18 protein-coding genes are annotated in these 17,430 nt (G+C 71.1%); 6 read left to right on the top strand and 12 right to left on the bottom strand.

Translation table 11 applies throughout. The annotated features are described in order from the left end of the window. Together ACYVE9_RS04490 and ACYVE9_RS04485 are read right to left on the bottom strand one after the other, a co-directional pair. Positions 1-379, bottom strand: a 379-nt coding sequence (locus ACYVE9_RS04490) for an amidohydrolase family protein (RefSeq protein WP_461026379.1), incomplete at its 3' end; no start/stop codon positions are given. Positions 380-560: 181 nt separating this feature from the next. Beyond that, entirely contained in the window at positions 561-950 is a 390-nt protein-coding gene (locus ACYVE9_RS04485; protein ID WP_461026378.1) for a hypothetical protein, read from the bottom strand. Between the two features lie 19 nt (positions 951-969). On the opposite strand from ACYVE9_RS04485, the gene ACYVE9_RS04480 reads away from it, so the two are divergent. From ACYVE9_RS04480 to ACYVE9_RS04470, 3 genes are all read left to right on the top strand, one after another. Then, on the top strand, positions 970-1,449 hold the full coding sequence (locus ACYVE9_RS04480) for a hypothetical protein (protein WP_461026377.1): 480 nt from the start codon (positions 970-972) through the stop codon (positions 1,447-1,449). Further along, the gene (locus ACYVE9_RS04475) at positions 1,446-2,480 is read left to right on the top strand and encodes a LacI family DNA-binding transcriptional regulator (protein ID WP_461026376.1); all 1,035 of its coding nucleotides are present in this window, start codon (positions 1,446-1,448) and stop codon (positions 2,478-2,480) included. The genes ACYVE9_RS04480 and ACYVE9_RS04475 overlap by 4 nt, the downstream gene beginning before the upstream one ends. 197 nt (positions 2,481-2,677) lie before the next feature. Further along, a complete protein-coding gene (locus ACYVE9_RS04470; protein ID WP_461026375.1) occupies positions 2,678-3,418 on the top strand; it encodes a class I SAM-dependent DNA methyltransferase in 741 nt (246 codons plus the stop codon). A 119-nt stretch (positions 3,419-3,537) separates the two neighbouring features. Here ACYVE9_RS04470 and ACYVE9_RS04465 read toward each other — a convergent pair whose 3' ends face one another. From ACYVE9_RS04465 to ACYVE9_RS04435, 7 genes are all read right to left on the bottom strand, one after another. Further along, entirely contained in the window at positions 3,538-5,181 is a 1,644-nt protein-coding gene (locus ACYVE9_RS04465) for a cellulase family glycosylhydrolase (RefSeq protein ID WP_461026374.1), read from the bottom strand. A 537-nt stretch (positions 5,182-5,718) separates the two neighbouring features. Next, positions 5,719-7,017 (bottom strand): cytochrome P450, encoded by a 1,299-nt coding sequence (locus tag ACYVE9_RS04460; RefSeq protein WP_461026373.1) that lies wholly within the window; start codon positions 7,015-7,017, stop codon positions 5,719-5,721. Between the two features lie 368 nt (positions 7,018-7,385). Then, positions 7,386-8,177, bottom strand: coding sequence for an ABC transporter permease (locus ACYVE9_RS04455; protein WP_461026372.1), 792 nt, complete (start codon positions 8,175-8,177; stop codon positions 7,386-7,388). Further along, positions 8,174-9,172: an ATP-binding cassette domain-containing protein gene (locus tag ACYVE9_RS04450; protein WP_461026371.1), complete on the bottom strand. Its 999-nt coding sequence runs from the start codon at positions 9,170-9,172 to the stop codon at positions 8,174-8,176. The genes ACYVE9_RS04455 and ACYVE9_RS04450 overlap by 4 nt, the downstream gene beginning before the upstream one ends. A 106-nt stretch (positions 9,173-9,278) precedes the next feature. Continuing rightward, the gene (locus ACYVE9_RS04445) at positions 9,279-10,121 is read right to left on the bottom strand and encodes a DUF4097 family beta strand repeat-containing protein (protein WP_461026370.1); all 843 of its coding nucleotides are present in this window, start codon (positions 10,119-10,121) and stop codon (positions 9,279-9,281) included. Positions 10,122-10,235: 114 nt separating this feature from the next. Further along, a complete protein-coding gene (locus ACYVE9_RS04440; RefSeq protein ID WP_461026369.1) occupies positions 10,236-10,754 on the bottom strand; it encodes a hypothetical protein in 519 nt (172 codons plus the stop codon). 362 nt (positions 10,755-11,116) lie between these two features. Then, positions 11,117-12,235 (bottom strand): NADH:flavin oxidoreductase, encoded by a 1,119-nt coding sequence (locus ACYVE9_RS04435; protein WP_461026368.1) that lies wholly within the window; start codon positions 12,233-12,235, stop codon positions 11,117-11,119. 237 nt (positions 12,236-12,472) lie between these two features. On the opposite strand from ACYVE9_RS04435, the gene ACYVE9_RS04430 reads away from it, so the two are divergent. Both ACYVE9_RS04430 and ACYVE9_RS04425 read left to right on the top strand, forming a co-directional pair. Then, complete coding sequence (locus ACYVE9_RS04430; RefSeq protein ID WP_461026367.1) at positions 12,473-13,339, top strand: helix-turn-helix domain-containing protein; 867 nt, start codon at positions 12,473-12,475, stop codon at positions 13,337-13,339. Beyond that, positions 13,336-13,521 (top strand): DUF397 domain-containing protein, encoded by a 186-nt coding sequence (locus ACYVE9_RS04425; RefSeq protein ID WP_461026366.1) that lies wholly within the window; start codon positions 13,336-13,338, stop codon positions 13,519-13,521. Before ACYVE9_RS04430 ends, ACYVE9_RS04425 begins: the two co-directional genes overlap by 4 nt. 63 nt (positions 13,522-13,584) lie before the next feature. Here the strand turns inward: ACYVE9_RS04425 and ACYVE9_RS04420 are convergent, their stop codons facing one another. Genes ACYVE9_RS04420 through ACYVE9_RS04410 form a run of 3 tightly spaced genes read right to left on the bottom strand, consistent with a single transcriptional unit; the run spans position 13,585 to position 16,726 of the window. Continuing rightward, entirely contained in the window at positions 13,585-14,412 is an 828-nt protein-coding gene (locus ACYVE9_RS04420) for a sugar phosphate isomerase/epimerase family protein (protein WP_461026365.1), read from the bottom strand. After that, positions 14,409-15,578, bottom strand: a complete 1,170-nt coding sequence (locus tag ACYVE9_RS04415) for a dihydrodipicolinate synthase family protein (RefSeq protein ID WP_461026364.1) — start codon at positions 15,576-15,578, stop codon at positions 14,409-14,411. Before ACYVE9_RS04415 ends, ACYVE9_RS04420 begins: the two co-directional genes overlap by 4 nt. After that, positions 15,575-16,726, bottom strand: a complete 1,152-nt coding sequence (locus ACYVE9_RS04410; protein ID WP_461026363.1) for a Gfo/Idh/MocA family protein — start codon at positions 16,724-16,726, stop codon at positions 15,575-15,577. Before ACYVE9_RS04410 ends, ACYVE9_RS04415 begins: the two co-directional genes overlap by 4 nt. 141 nt (positions 16,727-16,867) lie before the next feature. Between ACYVE9_RS04410 and ACYVE9_RS04405 the strand changes: the two genes are divergently transcribed. Next, positions 16,868-17,430 (top strand): LacI family DNA-binding transcriptional regulator (locus ACYVE9_RS04405; protein WP_461026362.1); only part of this gene is annotated, 563 nt, incomplete at its 3' end.

Here is a 17,430-nt window from a genome sequence, read left to right as displayed (position 1 = left end):
CGGCGATGTCGTCGCGCAACGCGACGGCCAGGCCGTTGCGGTCGCCCAGGTCGCGTGCCGTGGTGACGCCGGTGCGCAGCAGTCGCAACGCCCGGTCGGCCATGCCGGCGCTCACCGTGGCGTCGTCGGCCTCGATCAGGCCGGCGACCGGGTCGGGGCCGGCGTCCAGCGCCAGGTGGACGTGCGCGTCGATGAGTCCGGGAAGCAGCGTGCCGTCGGGGTGGTCGAACCTGCGGGCACCGGCCGGAGCACGGGCTTCCACGTCCGGGCGGGGGCCGCTGTCCGCGATGGCGCCGTCGCGGACGAGCACCGCCCCGTCGGTCATCTGCCGGCCGTTCGGGCCGGTCACCATGCGTCCGGCCGAGACCAGTGCCTCCACGGCGGTTCCCCTCTCTCTGCACGTCTCTCTGCACGGATGCGGCTGCGAACGTGAGGTGCGGGCCGGTGGCGGTCACCCGCAGGCGTGGCCGTCGTTACGGGCCGACCCAGTCCAGCCCGTTGCCACAACAGGCCGAATCCGTACCGGCGAATCGGTACCAGTCGAACCAGTACCGGCCGGCTCAGTACAGGTCGACGATGCTGGGTGGGGCGAACACGTGCCGGGCGCGGTGCTCGTCACCGAGGCGGGTGACGGCGGCGGCCCGGACGCTGCCCGGGGGCTCGGCGGCGATGGCCTGCCGGTGGCCGGCGCAGCCGGCACAGTGGGGGATCCAGGCGGTGAGCTGCGCCGCGTGGATGTCGGCCATGTGCTGGGCGAGGGTGATCTGTGTTCCGACGACACTGTCCATCGGGTCGAAGTCGATGCCCGGTTCGCAGGACAGCCTCAGCTCCTCGGTCTGCTCCTGCGCCCGCTTCATCGACCGGTACAGGCCGGCGCAGTCGCGGCAGCCCCACATCCAGACGGGCGGCAGAGGCCATTCGTCCTCGGGCCTGGTCTCGTCGGCGCTCATGCCAGCCACGGTAGACCGCGTGGCGCGCGGACACGGCCGATCCGGTCAACTGCTGCCGATCGACCCGCTCGCACGCCCGGTCGTTTGTTCGCCCGAGCACATCCGCCCGCGCGACCGCCGGCATCCGGTGCGGCTGGAGCCCTGGTCGACGGCGCCGGACGAGCGGGCCGCGAACGAGGTCCTGGTGGCCGACGCCGACGGCCTGCGGGCCGTGCACCTCCCCGTGCCGGCAGAGGAGTTCGCCTCTCCCCGGCCGCGGTTCGACGTCGTGGTGGGACCCGTGGACGGCCAGGGGGATAGAGTCGACGTCGTGGTGAGCGCACACACTCCGGTGAGGGACTTTCTCCTCCAGGCTGACCGGCTCGGCCCGCCGGCCGCCGCCGACCGCAAGCGGCGGACACTGCTGCCCGGCGAGCGGACCCGCGTCCGGGTCGGTGGCTGCGGCCCCGTCGACGTCCAGGACGTGCGGGCCGCCCTGTTCAGCGTGGACGTGGTGTGAGCGCCCCGGTGGCCCGGGTCACCATCAAGGACGTCGCCGCCCGGGCCGGAGTGTCCAAGGGCGCGGTGTCGCTCGCCTTCAACCACAAGTCCGGCGTCTCGCAGGCCACCCGGGAGCGGATCTTCGAGGCGGCCCGGGAGCTGGGCTGGGCCCCCAACCTGACCGCACGCAGCCTCTCCAGCCAGCGCGTCGACATCGTCGGCCTGGCCCTGTGCCGGCCCGCTCGGCTGCTGGGCCTGGAGCCCTTCTACATGGACTTCATCTCGGGCATAGAGAGCGTGCTCGTGGACCGCTCCTGCTCGCTGCTGCTGCGCCTGGTCCGCGACCTCGACGAGGAGGTCGCCCTCTACCGCACGTGGTGGCGGGGCCGGATGATCGGCGGGGCCGTTCTCGTCGACTTCCACGAGAACGACCCGCGGGTGCCCGCCCTGGAGTCGATCGGCCTGCCGGCCGTCGCGGTGGGCCACCCGTCGCTGACCGGATCGTTCCCCTCCGTCTGGACGGACGACGCCACCGCCGCGGCGGAAGCCGTCCGCTACCTGGCCGCGCTCGGCCACCGCCGCATCGCCCGGGTCGGCGGCCCGTCGGGACTGGGACACTGCGCCATCCGCGCGGCCGCCTTCGAGACAACGATGCGTGAACTCGGCCTGCCCCCCGGCCGGCAGATGGCGACGGGGTTCGACGAGAAGGAGGGCGCCCGGGCCACCCGGTCCCTGCTGCTGGCCACCGACCGTCCCACCGCCATCGTCTACGACAACGACATCATGGCCGTCGCCGGAGCGGGCGTCGCCGCCGAGATGGGCTTCGTCGTACCCGACGACGTCTCGCTGCTGGCGTGGGACGACTCGCAGCTGTGCCGGATCACCCACCCCACCCTGTCCGCGATGAGCCATGACGTGCACCACTTCGGCGCGGAGGTGGCCCGTGCCCTCTTCGGCGTCATCGACGGCACGCACAGCGGCTCCCTCCAGATGCCGACGCCGTCCCTCACCCCCCGCGGCTCCACCGCCCCGGCGCCACAACTGCCCTGAGCTCGTCTTCCCCTGCCACCGGTCGGTCTGCCCGGCACCCGCATGCGGCCCAGCCACCGGCGGCAGGTCTCGGTGGTGACGGGCGAAAGGGCTCAGGAGCGGAGACCTCGACGAGGAGCCGGGGCAGCAGGCCCACGTCCTCCGCGGGAGGTTAATGCGTCGACAGCGCCGCTCGGCACGCGGCAGAGTAGCCGGCCATGACGAGCAGTGAGCTGTGGACCCGCGCGACCGCTGACCGTTATGACGCCCAGGAGACCGAGATGTCCTCGGCCGCCGTTCTCGGGCCGACCCTCGACTTCCTCGCGGAGCTTGCCGGAGACGGCCGGGCACTGGAGTTCGCCATCGGGACCGGACGGGTGGGCGTTCCGCTCCGGGAACGCGGCGTGCCGGTGGCGGGCATCGAACTGTCCGAGCACATGGCAGCGGTGCTGCGGCGCAAGATCAACGAGGACACGCTCCCGGTGGTCATCGGGGACATGGCCACCACCGTCGTTCCCGGCAGGTTCACCCTGGTCTATCTCGTCTACAACACCATCACGAACCTGCTCACGCAGGACGAGCAGGTGGAGTGCTTCCGGAACGCCGCACGTCATCTGGAGCCCGGCGGCCGATTCGTCATCGAGCTGGGCGTGCCACCGCTGCGGTTCCTGCCGCCCGGCCAGGTCGCGGTGCCGTTCGACGTCTCCGAGCGGCATCTCGGCTTCGACACCTTCGACCTCGTCGAGCAGGTCCTCGTCTCGCACCACTTCGTCCGCGACGGCGACGACGGCCACTACCGCCACGACAACTCCCGGCACCGCTACGCCTGGCCGGCGGAACTCGACCTGATGGCACGGATCGTCGGGCTCGCGCTGGAACGTCGCGTCGCGGACTGGGACGGGGCGCCGTTCACCCAGGACTCCGCGAAACACGTCTCCGTGTGGCGCAAGCCGACCTGAGGTCGGCCCTCGATGTCGGGTCCGTGCTCACCGGACTGCGGCGTCGTGCACGTCGGCCCGTCTGCCGGGGAGATTCCCGGTAGACGGGCCGACGTCAGTCCTGGGCGCAGGCGCCGAGGTCAGTTCTTGGCGCAGGTGGTGCCGTTGAGGCGGAAGGTTGCCGGGGTGCCGTTGCCGCCGGCGGAGGAGCCGCTGAGACCGAAGCTCACCGTGCCGCCGGCCGGGATCGTCTCGGTCCACGGCTCATGGGTGGCTCGCAGTTGTGAGCCCTGCTGGCTGACCTTCGCGTTCCAGGAGGAGGTGAGCGTCTGGTCGCCGGGGAAGGCGAAGTCCAGTTGCCAGCCCCTGACGTCGGTGTCCCCGGTGTTGCGGACGGTCACGTCGGCGTTGAAGCCGCTGCCCCAGTCGGTGAGCCGGTAGCTGACCTCGCAGCTGCCCGTGGCGGGGCCGTCTGCTGTGGTCACCCGCACCTGCGGTGAGCGGTCGGAACGGTTGCCCGCCGCGTCGCGGGCGTAGACGGCGAAGGTGTAGTCGGTGGACGGGGTCAGCCCGGTGAGGGTGGCGCTGTTGGTGGCGCTCGTCGCGACGCGGGTCTCCTGCGTGCCGTCGACGCGCACGACGTCGTAGGCGGTCACCGCGGTGTTGTCGGTCGCGGCCGGCCAGCTGAGCTTGGCGCTGCCGGAGCCGACATCGGACGCGGTCGGCGCGCCGGGCGAGGTGGGCGCCTCGGTGTCGCTGCCGCCGCCGTCGGAGTAGACACTCGCCTCGCGGGACGTCTCCTTGACACCGTCGGCCCCGTGGAAGAAGCGCTCACCCCAGGGCGTGAGGCGGGAGGCGTCGAAACCGGTCGACATGTCGAGGTACTCGACGCCGCCGCCGTTGCCGCTCCACGACCAGCCCAGGTAGCCGAGGCCCAGCTGCCGGGCGGTGGCCATGATCGCGTCCTCGTCCGGGTTGCCGTCCGAGTGGTCGTGTCCGAACTCGCCGACGTGAATCGGAAGTCCGGCGGACACAAACCGGTTCAGGTAGTCCCGCACCTCGTTCGCGGTGTCGAAGACCCCGTACATGTGGATGGAGAAGACGGTGTTGCGGTCGGGGTCTGCGGCGAAGACCTCCGCCGCGTTGTCCCGCATCGTGAAGGACCAGTCCTGCCCCCAGTTCGGAGCGTCCGCCATGAGGGTGTGCGAGAAACCGGCAGCTCTCATTCGGCTTATAGCGGCGGACGTGTCGGAGGCCCATGTGCCGTAACCGGCGTTTCCGTAAGGCTCGTTGCCGAGGTTGAGCATGACGTACCTCTCCTGGCCCTGGACGGCGTCCTTCACCTCCAGCCAGTAGTCGACCGCGCGGGAGAGGGAGACCGCTCCGTCCTGCTCGCCGTACCCGGTGGTGTCGTGCACCTCCAGCACGCAGACCAGCCGGTTGGCCTTGCACTGCCGCACGACCTCCGACACGTCCGCGGTGTCGTTCTTCGTCCAGCGGTCACCCGAACTCAGGACGACACGAACGGAGTTGGCGCCCAGTTTCTTGACGTCGGCCAGGGCCTGCGCGGTCCGGTCGGTGTACCAGGCGTGCGGGTGGTTGACGCCCCTCAGGACGAAGTCGTTGCCGTTGGCGTCCAGCAGCCGACCGTCGCTGACGTGGAACCCGGCAGCGGAATCCGGTGCTCGCGGCGTCTCGGCGGCCTGTGCCGAGGCGGGCACGGTCAGCAGTGAGGCGGCCAGAGCCAGCAGCGCTCCCGCCGCGGTGGCCAGTTTCCTTCTCATTCGTCGCTCTCCCAACGTGGTGGCGCGCGCCGGCGGCCGGTGTGCCCCGGGCGTGCGGAACTGCCGTTCCTTGCAGGTGCGGTGCTCCCGGCTCGGGTGGCAACGACCTCGAAGACGCACGGGTCGTTCCTTCGGGCAGCGGCGGCCGGTGACAGGCCGACGGAGCTCAGGTGTGCGGCCGGGCGCGAATTCCCACCGGGCGTGGCGACGGTGAACCGCTGCGGTCGTCGAATCACGGCCGTTCGATGACTGGCCGACCGCGACGCGTGAAACCGAAGCGAGCGCTGTGCCGGGGGAGTTCGGAGTGCGTGGGGTGACTGGGAGAGAGATTAGGGCGAGTCACCGACCGAGACAACAGGTGCAACCAAACCGGTTAAGTAGGCGAGTCGGCCGCTCGGCCGTCCGGATGCTGGGCCGCCGGAGGGGATCCGCGGCTGCGTGGTTGAGGCGGCTCAGGGGCCCGGGCTCAGCGGCACCCATGCGACGCCTCGGAGCCCGGCTGGGTGCGTCTGGGGGCCCGGTTCGCCCGGGGACGGGTCAGGCGGGCTGGCGGACCGGGCGGAATCGTGCCCGGAGGCCCGCGGGTGCGAGTCGGTCGACGAACGCCGGGGTGGCCGAGGAGGCGTTCGGCGACTCGATGGTGAAGCGCTGAGCCAGCCTGGAGGTGGCCAGCGTGAGCTGCCGCATGGCCAGCGCCGACCCCAGGCAGACCCGTGGGCCGGCTCCGAACGGGAGGTAGGCGGTGCCCGGTGCCGGTCGCCCGGCCGACCACCGGGCAGGGTCGAACTCGTCCGGGCGCTGCCACCACCGCGGATCCCGGTGGATCAGGTACGGGACGAGCAGCACGTCGTCGCCGGGGCGGAGCGACCACTCTCCCAGCGTGGTGGCCGTGCGGGCGGTGCGCGTCATCAGCCACGCGGGAGGGTGGAGCCGGAGTGTCTCCCTGACCACGGCGTCGGCCAGGGGGAGCCGTGCCGACGGCACGTCACCGGGGCCCGACGCGTCGGCCTCGTCCCGGAGTTCGGCGGTGAGCCGTGGCCGGAGCGCGAGTTCCCGCACGAGGGAAGTGAGCGCGGCGGCGGGCACACCGTGGCCGCCCATGAGCACGCTGCGGAGCGTCGCCGCCACGGCGTCGTCCGGCATCGACGGAGCGGCATCGAGCAACGAGTCGAGCAGGTCGTCCGGGGCCGTCCCGGCGCGGGTCGCGCGACGCTGCCGGACGATGCCGGTGAGTGTCCCGGCGAAACGCTGGTGCGTGCGGGCGAAGCGGCGGTGGCGGGGGAGCGGCAGCCAGGCGGGGAAGTCGTAGGACGCCGTGGCGAAGGGCTGGGTGGCGCGGGCGCTCTCGGAGAGCAGGTCGGGGATGCCGGCGGAGTCACGGCCGAAGCAGTACGTGGCGATCATCCGGGCGGTGAAGGTGCTCATCATGGAGAGCACGTCGACGTCACGTCCGTGGGTGGACGCCGTGAGCGCATCGAGGGTTTCGACGACCCGGCCGTCCGTCGCGGCCGACGCCGAGCGGCTGAGCCCCGGCCATGTCGTACGGCGTACGGGCATCCAGTCGGCGGCCTGTGCGGTGGCCCGGTCGAGGTCCCGCCGGGTGTCGAAGGGCGCCAGTTCCGTCACGAAGTCGGGACCCGTGCGGATGAGCGCCTGGTGGGCCAGCTCGGGGTCGATCACGAAGACCGTTCGGTCGTCGTAGGAGAAGACGTCACCGTACTGGCGGTGGCAGCGCCGGAGGAAGCCGACGCGGTCGGCTTCGTACTGGGAGGTGTTGCCTGTCAACCAGTGCCCGCGCGGGCCCGGTGGCTGCTTGTGCTCCGTGCCGCGTGCCATCCTGCCTCCCGGCTGATCGCAGGATTCCCGGGCAGGAATCCTGCGATCAGTGACTTCCCGCGGTTACCGATGGACGTGGCTCTCGGAAGGGGAAATCGGCTTAGCGGTGGTGGTAGGGCCAGTAGATGTAGCGTCCGCTGACACGCTTTCTGCCGAGAAGACGCGTTGCCAGGTGCCGTGTGCGTCGCATGAACACCTCACTGTGTCCGAAGGGCAAACCTTTGTGCGATCGTGGCACGACGGATCGCGGCCACGCAATACGGCGATCGGCAAAGGGCCCACGACCGGGGGGAGTTGGGCCCGGACTCATGCGTCGCACTCCGTGAGCGGCTGCCGGCCTCCGGCCGGTCGCGGTCGGCCGCTGACCACTACTTCGGGTCGCGGTGGAAGCGCGACGTGGACCAGGCGTAGCCGAGCACGGCCAGTCCCAGGCACCAGGCGGCGGCCAGCCACCCGTTGTGGCCGATCCCGGTGCCCAGCAGCAGCCCGCGCAGGGTCTCGATGGCCGGGGTGAACGGCTGGTACTCGGCAATCGGCTGGAACCAGCCCGGCATCGCGTCGACCGGGACGAAGGCGCTGGAGACGAGCGGCAGGAAGATCAGCGGCAGTGCGTTGTTGCTGGCCGCCTCGGCGTTCGGGCTGACCAGGCCCATGCCGACCGCTATCCAGGTGAGCGCCAGGGCGAACAGGACCAGCAGCCCGAACGCCGCGACCCACTCCACGACCGTGGCGTCCGTGGACCGGAAGCCGATGGCCACCGCGACGGCTCCGACCAGGACCACGCTCACCACGCACTGCAGCACGCTGCCGACGACGTGCCCGACGAGCACCGATCCGCGGTGGATCGCCATCGTGCGGAAGCGGGCGATGATGCCCTCGCTCATGTCCGTGGCGACGGACACCGCGCTGCCGATCGTGGTGCCGCCGATGGTCATCAGCAGAATGCCCGGCACGAGGTAGGCGACGTACTCCGACCGGTCCGACCCGCCGCCACTGAGGCCGGCGCTCATCACGTCGCCGAAGAGGTAGACGAAGAGCAGCAGCAACATCACCGGCGTGAGCAGCAGGTTCAGCGTCATGGACGGGTAGCGCCGCGCGTGCAGCAGGTTCCGCCGCAGCATCGTGGACGAGTCGCGCACAGCGAGGGAGAGGGAGCTCATCGGACATCCTCCTGGGACTGGTGGGGCACGCCGGCGCCGGTGAGGGCGAAGAACACGTCGTCGAGGTCGGGGGTGTGCACGGTCAACTCGTCCGCCTCGACTCCGGCCGAGTCCAACCAGTCGAGAAGTGAGCGCAGTTCGCGTTGGCTGCCGTCGCTGGGTATCTGGAGGGACAGCGCCTCGTCGTCCCTGGAGACCTCGCGGAGCGCGGCGGCGGCGCTCCGGTACGCGGACGGATCGGTGAAGCGGAGACGCACGTGTCCGCCGGGGACCATTCGCTTCAGCTCGTCGGCGCTTCCCACGGCCGCGATCCTTCCGTCGTTCAGCACGGCGACGCGGTCGGCGAGCTCGTCGGCCTCCTCCAGGTACTGGGTGGTGAGCAGGACGGTGACACCGCCGGTGACGAGTTCACGGATGATCTGCCACATGGTGTGCCGACTGCGCGGGTCGAGGCCGGTGGTCGGCTCGTCGAGAAAGATGATCCGCGGGCTGCCGACGAGGGTCATGGCGATGTCGAGGCGGCGCTTCATGCCGCCGGAGTAGCTCTGCGCGGGCTTCCCGGCGGCGTCCCGAAGGTCGAACCGCTCCAGCAGCTCGGCGGTGACGCGCCGCCCCTCGCGCTTGGGCAGGTGGTGCAGGTCCGCCATGAGCAGCATGTTCTCCTCGCCGGTGATCAGGTTGTCGACGGCGGAGAACTGCCCGGTGACGCCGATCGCGGCCCGCACTCCGTCCGGTGAGGTGGCGACGTCGTGCCCCGCGACCTGGGCCTGCCCGCCGTCGGCGGTGATGAGCGTGGACAGGATCTTCACCACGGTGGTCTTGCCGGCACCGTTCGGCCCGAGCAGCGCGAACACGGACCCGGCGGGGATGCGCAGATCGATGCCGTCGAGCACGGCCCGGTCGCCGTACGACTTGCGCAGGCCGGAGGCGGAGACGGCGGCCGGTACAGGCGAGCCATCGCGTCGATTGGACGTGGACATGACAGATGAAGGCATGGGGGTCCTCCCGTTGCGGAAGCGGAATCGGAAGAGGTGGAAGGCGCTGAAGGGTGAGGAATGAGCGAGGGGCGAGTGAGTGCGGAGCGGGGTGGCGCAGGGGGTGTCAGACCGTGGCGCGGCGGATGTCGATGTTGCCGTACCGGGTGCGGGCGCGGACCTTGACGGTGTCCTCGGCTTCCTCCGGGGCCTCGGACGCGGCGAGCGTGTTGCGCACCTGGCCGGCAGTCGAGCTGACGTCGAGCCAGGCGGCGGTGCCCTCGCGGACACCGACCTCGATGGCGCCGTACGAGGTCTCCAACTGGACTGTGCCCCGAGCCACTTCCGCCACCCGGAGGGTGCCGTGGGCGGTGGTGGCGGTGACCGAGTCCTCCGCGCGCCGGATCTCGATGTCGCCGTTGGCGCCGCGCACCCGCAGTTCACCGGTCGCTGCGCCGACGGTCGTGGTGCCGTGCGAGTTCTTGAGGACGGCGGGCCCGTCGACGAGGCCGACGCGCAGGCTGCCGGAGCTGGTGGTGATCTCGGCCGTGCCCTCGACCCGGTCCACGCTGATCGAACCGTGTGAGGCGGTCAGCTGGAGCGGGCCGGTCGTGTCGAGGCGGACGTCGCCGGAGGAGGTCTTCACGCGCACCTCTCCGAGTCGTCCCTCGCCGAGTACCTGCACCCAGGCTCCGGTCGTGTCGATGCGTGAGCCCGTGGGGAGTTCGACCGCCACGTCGACGGTGCCGGTGCGACCGAACAGGTTGGACTTGGGCGTCCTGATGGTCAGTGCGCCGTTCGTGTACCTGACCTCGGTCTGGTCGGCCGCCCGTACGTCCTGGTCCCGCTTCGGGTCGCGGGGCCGCACCTCGACGACGGTGTCGGCACGGTCGCCCGCGGTGAACTGGAGGGATCCGGCCTCCACGTGCGCCGTGGCCGAGATCGGTTCGGGAGTGTCGAAAGAAGGCATGGCTGTCCCGTCCTCTTGAGGCTTCTGGACGTCCCCGCTGGTGGGACGTGGTGTGAGTGAAGTTGCGGGTGAGGTGGTGCGGGTGAGGTGGCGCGGGCGGGCGCGCGGGCGCCGCTAGCGCACCCAGCCCGTGAAGCTCTGTCCGACGGTCTGCGCCTTCTCCGTCGGCCGCGGCCGGTTGCCGCCGTCGACCGCAGCCGACACGGCGCGCACCAACCACGCGTTGACCGACAGGCCCTCGCGGTTCGCGGCCTCTTCGGCGCGGGCCTTGAGGTGGGCAGGCAGGCGCAGGTTGACGCGGGCGGTGCCGCCCTCGTCCCCGTCGGCCGGGACCGGGGCCGTGAGGTGCTCGACGGGCGCGTCCGGCTCCGCGTGAGCGTCGCCGTGGGGGAGCGGCAGCGTCACCACGAAGTCCGGGTCGAGCCCGCGCAGGCGTACGTCGACCGAGCCGGGGGCGAGTTCGCGGGTGATCTCGCCCATCGCGGCGGAGAGCACGTTGAGCATCGTCAGGCGGACTGCCGATTCCAGTGGGGTGGTGAGGCGCCCGGCCAGCTCGCGTGCTTCCTCGCCGCCGGCTTCGGCGGCCACCGTGAGTTCGTGGCGGATGGTGTCGACATACGGCGTGAGGTCCATGACGCCATAGTGGCACCACTCTGGCGTCATGTGCAAGCCGTGTGGCGGCTTTTCTGGTCGGGGTGCGCGGTTGGCCGCCGTGAGCTGCGGAAACGCGGTGCATCTACCTGGTGGAGTGTGGGGTGTTCTGCGGGTCGGGGTTTCAGGTGGTGCCGAAATGGAACCTCGTGGCACTGTCTGGCGCTGGGTGATGCCAGATGGTGCCACGCGGTGTCCATCAAGGTCGGTCGGTACCGATCAAGGTCGAGCGGCACCAGTCGGAGGTCGGGTGGTGTGGTGCCGTGCGAGCCACGAGGGGTGGCGATTCTCCCCGCCGCGCGGTTGTCGCACGCTGCACCATGGGCCGCCTCAGGGGCTGTGTGTCAGGAGAGCGTGCTCAGCATGCTGCGCTCGAAGGGCTTCAGCTCGTCCGTACGGTCGCTGAGCACCTTGCGCACCCACTCGGGGTCGCCCAGCAGGGCCCGGCCGACCGCGATGACGTCGAACTCGTCCCGCTCCAACCGGTCCAGCAGCCCGTCGATGTCCGTGACGCCGCCGCGCTCCCCTTGGAACGCGCGGGTGAACTCGTTGTCGAGGCCGACCGAACCGACGCTGATCGCCGGCTTGCCGGACAGCTTCTTCGCCCAGCCCGCCAGGTTGAGGTCCGAACCCTCGAACTCGGGCAGCCAGTAACGCCGCGTCGAGCAGTGGAACGCGTCCGCTCCCGCCTCGCTCAGGGACGTCAGCAGCTCCTCCAGCTCCTCCGGGGTCTCGGCGACCTTCGCGTCGAACGCGCCCATCTTCCACTGCGACATGCGGAAGAGGATCGGGAACTCCGGCGAGACCGCGGCCCGGCAGGCCGCGACGATCTCCCGCGCGAAACGCGCCCGGGACGCCAGGTCGCCACCGTAGGCGTCGGTGCGCCGGTTGGTGTGCGACCACAGGAACTGGTCCACGAGGTAGCCGTGCGCGCCGTGGATCTCCACGCCGTCGAAACCGTTCGCCTCCGCGGCGGCCGCCCCGGCGGCGAAGGCGCCGATGACCGCGTCGATGTCCGCGCCCGTCATGGACCGGCCCGGCTCGGAGTCGTCCAGCGGAACACCCGAGGGGCCGACGCGCGGCGCGTCGGGGACCGGCCCCTTGCCGGCGACGCGGGCCATGCCGACGTGCCAGAGCTGCGCCATGATCCGCCCGCCCTCACGGTGGACCGCCGCGGCCACCCGGGTCCAGCCCGCCAGTGCGTCGTCCCCGTGGAAGCGGGGCACCCGGTCACTCGTGCCCGCCGAGTCGTGGCCCACGTACGTGCCCTCGGTGATGATCAGCCCGACGCCGCCGGCCGCCCGGCGCGCGTAGTACTCGGCGACGTCCTCGCCCGGCACGCCGCCGGGAGAGAACTCACGCGTCATCGGCGCCATCGCGATCCGGTTCGCCAGGGTCAGGCCCCCGAGAGAGACAGGACGTACGAGTACGTTCCGGGCGCGTGCCGCTGTGCTGCTGGGCATCAGAAATCCACCTTCGGTCGACAACAGGACCGGTCGCGAGCAGGACCGGTCCGTTCCGTGCAACCAGGCACTCCGGCCGACAATTCCGTTCGGCGATCGCACATTCCAGCCCCTGCGGACGCCCCGTCCGTACGCTCGGTCAGCGTACGGGCACGATGGGTGGATCTGTCGTCGGTCGCCCACCAGGCTGGACGGCCTCAGCCCGAGCCCGCGTGAACGAACCTGGAGGGGCCGCGCATGACCACGGACGACATCGCAGCGGACGCAGATCCGACGGCAGCCGACTGCGAACGAGAACCGGGGCCGTCGGACAGCCTGCGGACCTTCGGCGCCGTCGTCCAGGCGCTGCGCGAACACGCCGGACTCAGCAGGGTGGAGTTCGGCGTGTGTGTCAGCTACTCGAAACACACCGTCGAATCGGTGGAGTTGGGGCGACGCATGCCCGACCAGTCGTTCGTCGAGCGTGCCGAGGAGGCGCTCGGCAACACGGGGGCGCTGCGCAGAGCGGCCAAACACCTCACCCGGGGACACCCCGGGCTCGCGGCCTGGTTCCGGCAGTGGGCCCGCCTGGAACGCGTGGCGATCAGCCTCAGCACCTATGAATGCCGCCTGGTGCCTGGTCTGTTGCAGACGGAGGGTTACGCCCGGGCGGTCTTCGACAACGCCATCCCGTTGTTGACCGACGAGCAGATGGAGTCACAGGTCGGCTCACGTCTCGAACGACAGCAGATGCTTCGCGAGCGTGTCACCGTCCCCTTCAGCTTCATCGTTGAGGAGTCCGTCCTCCGGAGCCGCCTCGGTGGGGCGGCGGTGATGCGCGAACAGCTCGACCGGGTCCTCGACTTCGTCTCGGCCCGCCACGTGACCATGCAGGTGATGCCGACCGAAGCGGAGGCCCACGCATGTCTGGACGGACCGTTGAGGCTCATCGAGACCGTTGACGGTCGCCGCCTCGCCTATTCGGAGGGGCAGCAGAACGGGCGGCTGATCACTGACGCAAAAGAGGCGAGGCTGCTCCAACTGCGCTATGACACACTGCGGTCGCAAGCCCTGAACCCCCAGGAGTCCCGATCTCTGGTGGAGCGACTGCGAGGAGCGCTATGAGCAAGAACGAACTCGCCTGGTTCAAGTCCAGCCACAGCGGAACCCAGGGCGACGACTGTGTGGAGGTGGCGGTCGCCGGGGGCGCCGTGCACGTGCGGGACTCCAAGGACGTGGCGCGTCCCGGTTTCGCCGTCGGCACCGACGGCTGGGCCCGGTTCGTGCGGCACCTCGCCGACGGCTGAGACGCGCCCGTGATGGCGGACGGGTCCCGGTCGGACCGCGTCCGCCACCGGCGGGAGGGAGCGTCAGGCGTGCTGGAGGTAGCGCTTCGCGACCTCCGCCAGGACCTCACCGCCGTCCCGGGCCCATAGTTCCTCGTTGAAGAGTTCCACCTCGATCGGTCCGCGGTAGCCGGCGTTGTCCACCCGTTCGCGCCATGCCCGCAGGTCGATCACGCCGTCACCCAGTTGCCCCCGCCCGGTGAGCACGCCGGCGGGCAGGGGAGTGGTCCAGTCGGCGAGCTGGAACGAGTGGACGCGCCCCGCGGCGCCCGCGCGGGCCACCGCCTCGGGAGCCCGGTCGTCCCACCAGACGTGATAGGTGTCCACGACCACGCCCACCTGCTCGGCGGGGAACGGCTCCGCGAGGTCGAGAGCCTGGTGCAGTGTGGAGACCACGCAGCGGTCCGCCGCGTACATGGGGTGCAGTGGCTCGATGGCCAGGCGCACCCCGCGCTCACCCGCGTAGGGGGCGAGGACCTCCAGGGCGTCCGCGACGCGGGTTCTCGCGGCACCGAGATCACCGCCGTCCGCCGGCAGCCCGCCCGACACCAGCACCAGCGTGTCCGTGCCCAGCGTCACCGCCTCGTCCACGGCCGCCCGGTTGTCGTCCAGCGCCCGGGCCTGCTGCTCCGGGTCGGTCGCGGTGAGGAACCCGCCCCGGCACAGCGTGGTGACCTTCAGCCCGGCGTCGGCGACCAGCGCGGCGGCGGCCTCCACGCCGTACTCCCGCACCGGTTCACGCCACAGGCCGACACCGGGCACGCCCAGCCGGACGCAGGCTTCGGTGAGCTGCGGCAGTGACAGCTGCTTGACGGTCATCTGGTTGATGCTGAACCGGCTCAGATCGCTCATCGGTCCACTCCGTACACGGCCAGCAGCGCTCTCATGCGCTGCTCGGCCAGTTCCGGGTCGGGGAAGAGGCCCAGCTCGTCGGCCAACCGGTAGGCGTGCGCCAGGTGCGGCAGCGAGCGGGCGGACTGCAACCCGCCGAGCATGGCGAAGTGCGACTGGTGGCCGGACAGCCAGGCGAGGAACACCACTCCCGTCTTGTAGAAGCGGGTGGGTGCCTCGAAGAGGTGCCGGGACAGCGGCACGGTCGGGTCGAGCACCTCCCGGAAGCCCTTGTTGTCACCCGTGTCCAGCACCCGTACCGCTTCGGCCGCCAGCGGCGCCAGCGGGTCGAAGGCGCCGAGCAGCGCGTGGCTGAAGTGCCGGCCGTCGCCCTCGACCAGTTCCGGGTAGTGGAAGTCGTCACCGGTGTAGCAGCGCACACCGGCCGGCAGGCGGCGGCGCAACGCGATCTCGCGGTCGGCGTCGAGCAGCGAGATCTTGACGCCGTCGACCTTGTCCGGGTGTTCGGCGATGACCTGGAGAAAGGTGTCGGTGGCCGCGTCCAGGTCCGAACTGCCCCAGTAGCCTTCGAGTTGCGGGTCGAACATCGGGCCCAGCCAGTGCAGCACGACGGGTTCCTGGGCCTGGCGCAGCAGCGTGCCGTACACGTCGAGGTAGTCCTCCGGTGTGCGGGCGACGGACGCCAGGGCCCGGGAGGCCATCAGCACCGCCTGCGCCCCGCTGTCCTCCACCAGCGCCAACTGCGCCTCGTAGGCGGCCCGGACCGCGTCGAGGCCCGTCACCGGGCCGGTGAGCTGGTCGGTGCCCACGCCGCAGGCGATCCGGCCGCCGACCGACCGCGCCTCCGCGGCCGAACGCCGGATGAGTTCCGCGGCACCCGCCCAGTCCAGGCCCATGCCGCGTTGGGCAGTGTCCATCGCCTCCGCCACGCCCAGCCCGTGCGACCACAGGTGGCGGCGGAACGCGAGCGTGGCGTCCCAGTCGACGGCGCCCGGCCCGCCCTCCTGGGGGTCCGCACACGGGTCGGCCACCACGTGGGCGGCGGCGAAGACCGTTCGGGAGGCGAGCGGTGCGGTCCCGCTGTCCGAGGCGGCGGGGGAGCGGGGTGCGCTGCGCGGTTCGTAGTCGTCGAAGCGGCCGCCGACGCGCGGCAGTCGGATCGTCACAGGGTCAGCTCCGGCACGTCCAGGCGGCGTCCCTCCACGGCCGACCTCAGTCCCAGCTCGGCCAGTTGCACGCCACGCGCACCCGCCAGCAGGTCCCACCGGTACGGCTCGCCCAGCGTGACGTGGCGCAGGAACATCTCCCACTGGGCCTTGAAGCCGTTGTCGAACTCGGTGTTGTCCGGCACCTCCTGCCACTGGTCGCGGAACGGCTCGGTGACCGGCAGGTCCGGGTTCCACACCGGCTTCGGGGTGGCCGCCCGGTGCTGGATCCGGCACCGGCGCAACCCGGCCACCGCCGAGCCGTGGGTGCCGTCCACCTGGAACTCGACGAGTTCGTCACGGTTGACGCGCACCGCCCACGAGGAGTTGATCTGGGCGACGACGCCGCTCTCCGTCTGGAACACGGCGTAGGCGGAGTCGTCGGCGGTCGCCGCGTAGGGCTTGCCGTCCTCGTCCCACCGCTGCGGGATGTGCGTGGTGACGTGCGCCTGGACCGTGGTGACGCGGCCGAACAGCTCGTGCAGCACGTACTCCCAGTGCGGGAACATGTCGACGACGATGCCGCCGCCGTCCTCCGCCCGGTAGTTCCAGGACGGACGCTGCGCCTCCTGCCAGTCGCCCTCGAAGACCCAGTAACCGAACTCGCCACGCACGGAGAGGACTTCACCGAAGAAGCCGCTGTCGATGAGGCGCTTGAGCTTCAGCAGCCCCGGCAGCAGGACCTTGTCCTGGACGACGCCGTGCCGTACCCCGGCGGCCTCCGCCAACCGGGCCAGCCGCAGGGCTCCGTCGAGTTCCGTCGCGGTCGGCTTCTCGGTGTAGATGTGCTTGCCCGCCGCGACGGCCCGCTCGATCGCCTCGACCCGGGCCGAGGTGACCTGCGCGTCGAAGTACACGTCGATGGTGTCGTCGGCGAGTACCGCGTCGAGGTCGGTGGACCACTCGGTGAGGCCGTGCCGTTCGGCGACCTCGCGCAGCGCGTGCTCGCGGCGGCCGACGAGCACGGGCTCGGGCCAGAGGGTCTGGCCGTCGCCGAGGTCGACGCCGCCCTGCTCGCGGATGGCGAGGATCGAGCGCACCAGGTGCTGCCGGTACCCCATCCGCCCGGTGACCCCGTTCATGGCTATACGCACGGTTCTGCGACTCACGATGCTGCCTCCACGGCCTTGGTCCTCCGCTCCGAGGCGTCCCGGAAAGCGGATAGAAAGCGCTTTCTATACACGGGGAAGATAACCTGCGGCCACTGATCAGGACAAGGGCACCCGCCCTTCTGACGCAGAGGAACGCCCATGACAGTCACGCTCGCGGATGTCGCGGCCCGGGCCCGGGTGTCGCCCGCGACCGTCTCCCGGGTACTCAACGGCAACTACCCGGTCGCCGCGTCCACCCGGGACCGCGTGCTGCGCGCCGTCAGCGAGCTGGACTACGTGCTCAACGGACCGGCCAGCTCACTCGCGGCGGCCACCTCGGACCTGGTGGGCATCCTGGTCAACGACATCGCCGACCCCTTCTTCGGTGTCATGGCCGGCGCGGTGCAGACCGCCGTCGGCGAGGACACCTCGGCCCGGGGAGGCGGCGAGAAGCTCGCCGTCGTCTGCAACACCAACGGGGTACCGGAACGGGAGCTGACGTATCTGACCCTGCTGCAACGGCAGCGGGCGGCAGCCGTCGTGATCACCGGCGGCGCGCCGGAGGACCCCGACCACGCCGAAGCGATGACGGCCAAGCTGAGCCGGCTGGCCGACGCCGGCACGACCGTCGTGCTCTGCGGGCGGCCCCCGATGCCGGGCGCCGGCGTCACCGCAGCCCTCAGCTTCGACGACCGGGCCGGTGGCCGGCTGCTCACCGAGCA

The sequence above is a fragment of the Streptomyces sparsus genome (assembly GCF_054776295.1).
The sequence above is the reverse complement of the archived record's forward strand: the minus strand, read 5'-3'. Positions and strand labels throughout refer to the sequence as shown.

What these genes read in the sequence shown, in the direction of transcription:
- ACYVE9_RS04460 (WP_461026373.1), bottom strand. Translation starts at nt 7,017, where the DNA reads ATGGCACGCGGCACGGAGCACAAGCAGCCACCGGGCCCGCGCGGGCAC.
- ACYVE9_RS04440 (WP_461026369.1), bottom strand. Translation starts at nt 10,754, where the DNA reads ATGGACCTCACGCCGTATGTCGACACCATCCGCCACGAACTCACGGTG.
- ACYVE9_RS04435 (WP_461026368.1), bottom strand. Translation starts at nt 12,235, where the DNA reads ATGCCCAGCAGCACAGCGGCACGCGCCCGGAACGTACTCGTACGTCCT.
- ACYVE9_RS04450 (WP_461026371.1), bottom strand. Translation starts at nt 9,172, where the DNA reads ATGCCTTCATCTGTCATGTCCACGTCCAATCGACGCGATGGCTCGCCT.
- ACYVE9_RS04455 (WP_461026372.1), bottom strand. Translation starts at nt 8,177, where the DNA reads ATGAGCTCCCTCTCCCTCGCTGTGCGCGACTCGTCCACGATGCTGCGG.
- ACYVE9_RS04465 (WP_461026374.1), bottom strand. Translation starts at nt 5,181, where the DNA reads ATGAGAAGGAAACTGGCCACCGCGGCGGGAGCGCTGCTGGCTCTGGCC.
- ACYVE9_RS04420 (WP_461026365.1), bottom strand. Translation starts at nt 14,412, where the DNA reads ATGAGCGATCTGAGCCGGTTCAGCATCAACCAGATGACCGTCAAGCAG.
- ACYVE9_RS04485 (WP_461026378.1), bottom strand. Translation starts at nt 950, where the DNA reads ATGAGCGCCGACGAGACCAGGCCCGAGGACGAATGGCCTCTGCCGCCC.
- ACYVE9_RS04470 (WP_461026375.1), top strand. Translation starts at nt 2,678, where the DNA reads ATGACGAGCAGTGAGCTGTGGACCCGCGCGACCGCTGACCGTTATGAC.
- ACYVE9_RS04425 (WP_461026366.1), top strand. Translation starts at nt 13,336, where the DNA reads ATGAGCAAGAACGAACTCGCCTGGTTCAAGTCCAGCCACAGCGGAACC.
- ACYVE9_RS04445 (WP_461026370.1), bottom strand. Translation starts at nt 10,121, where the DNA reads ATGCCTTCTTTCGACACTCCCGAACCGATCTCGGCCACGGCGCACGTG.
- ACYVE9_RS04430 (WP_461026367.1), top strand. Translation starts at nt 12,473, where the DNA reads ATGACCACGGACGACATCGCAGCGGACGCAGATCCGACGGCAGCCGAC.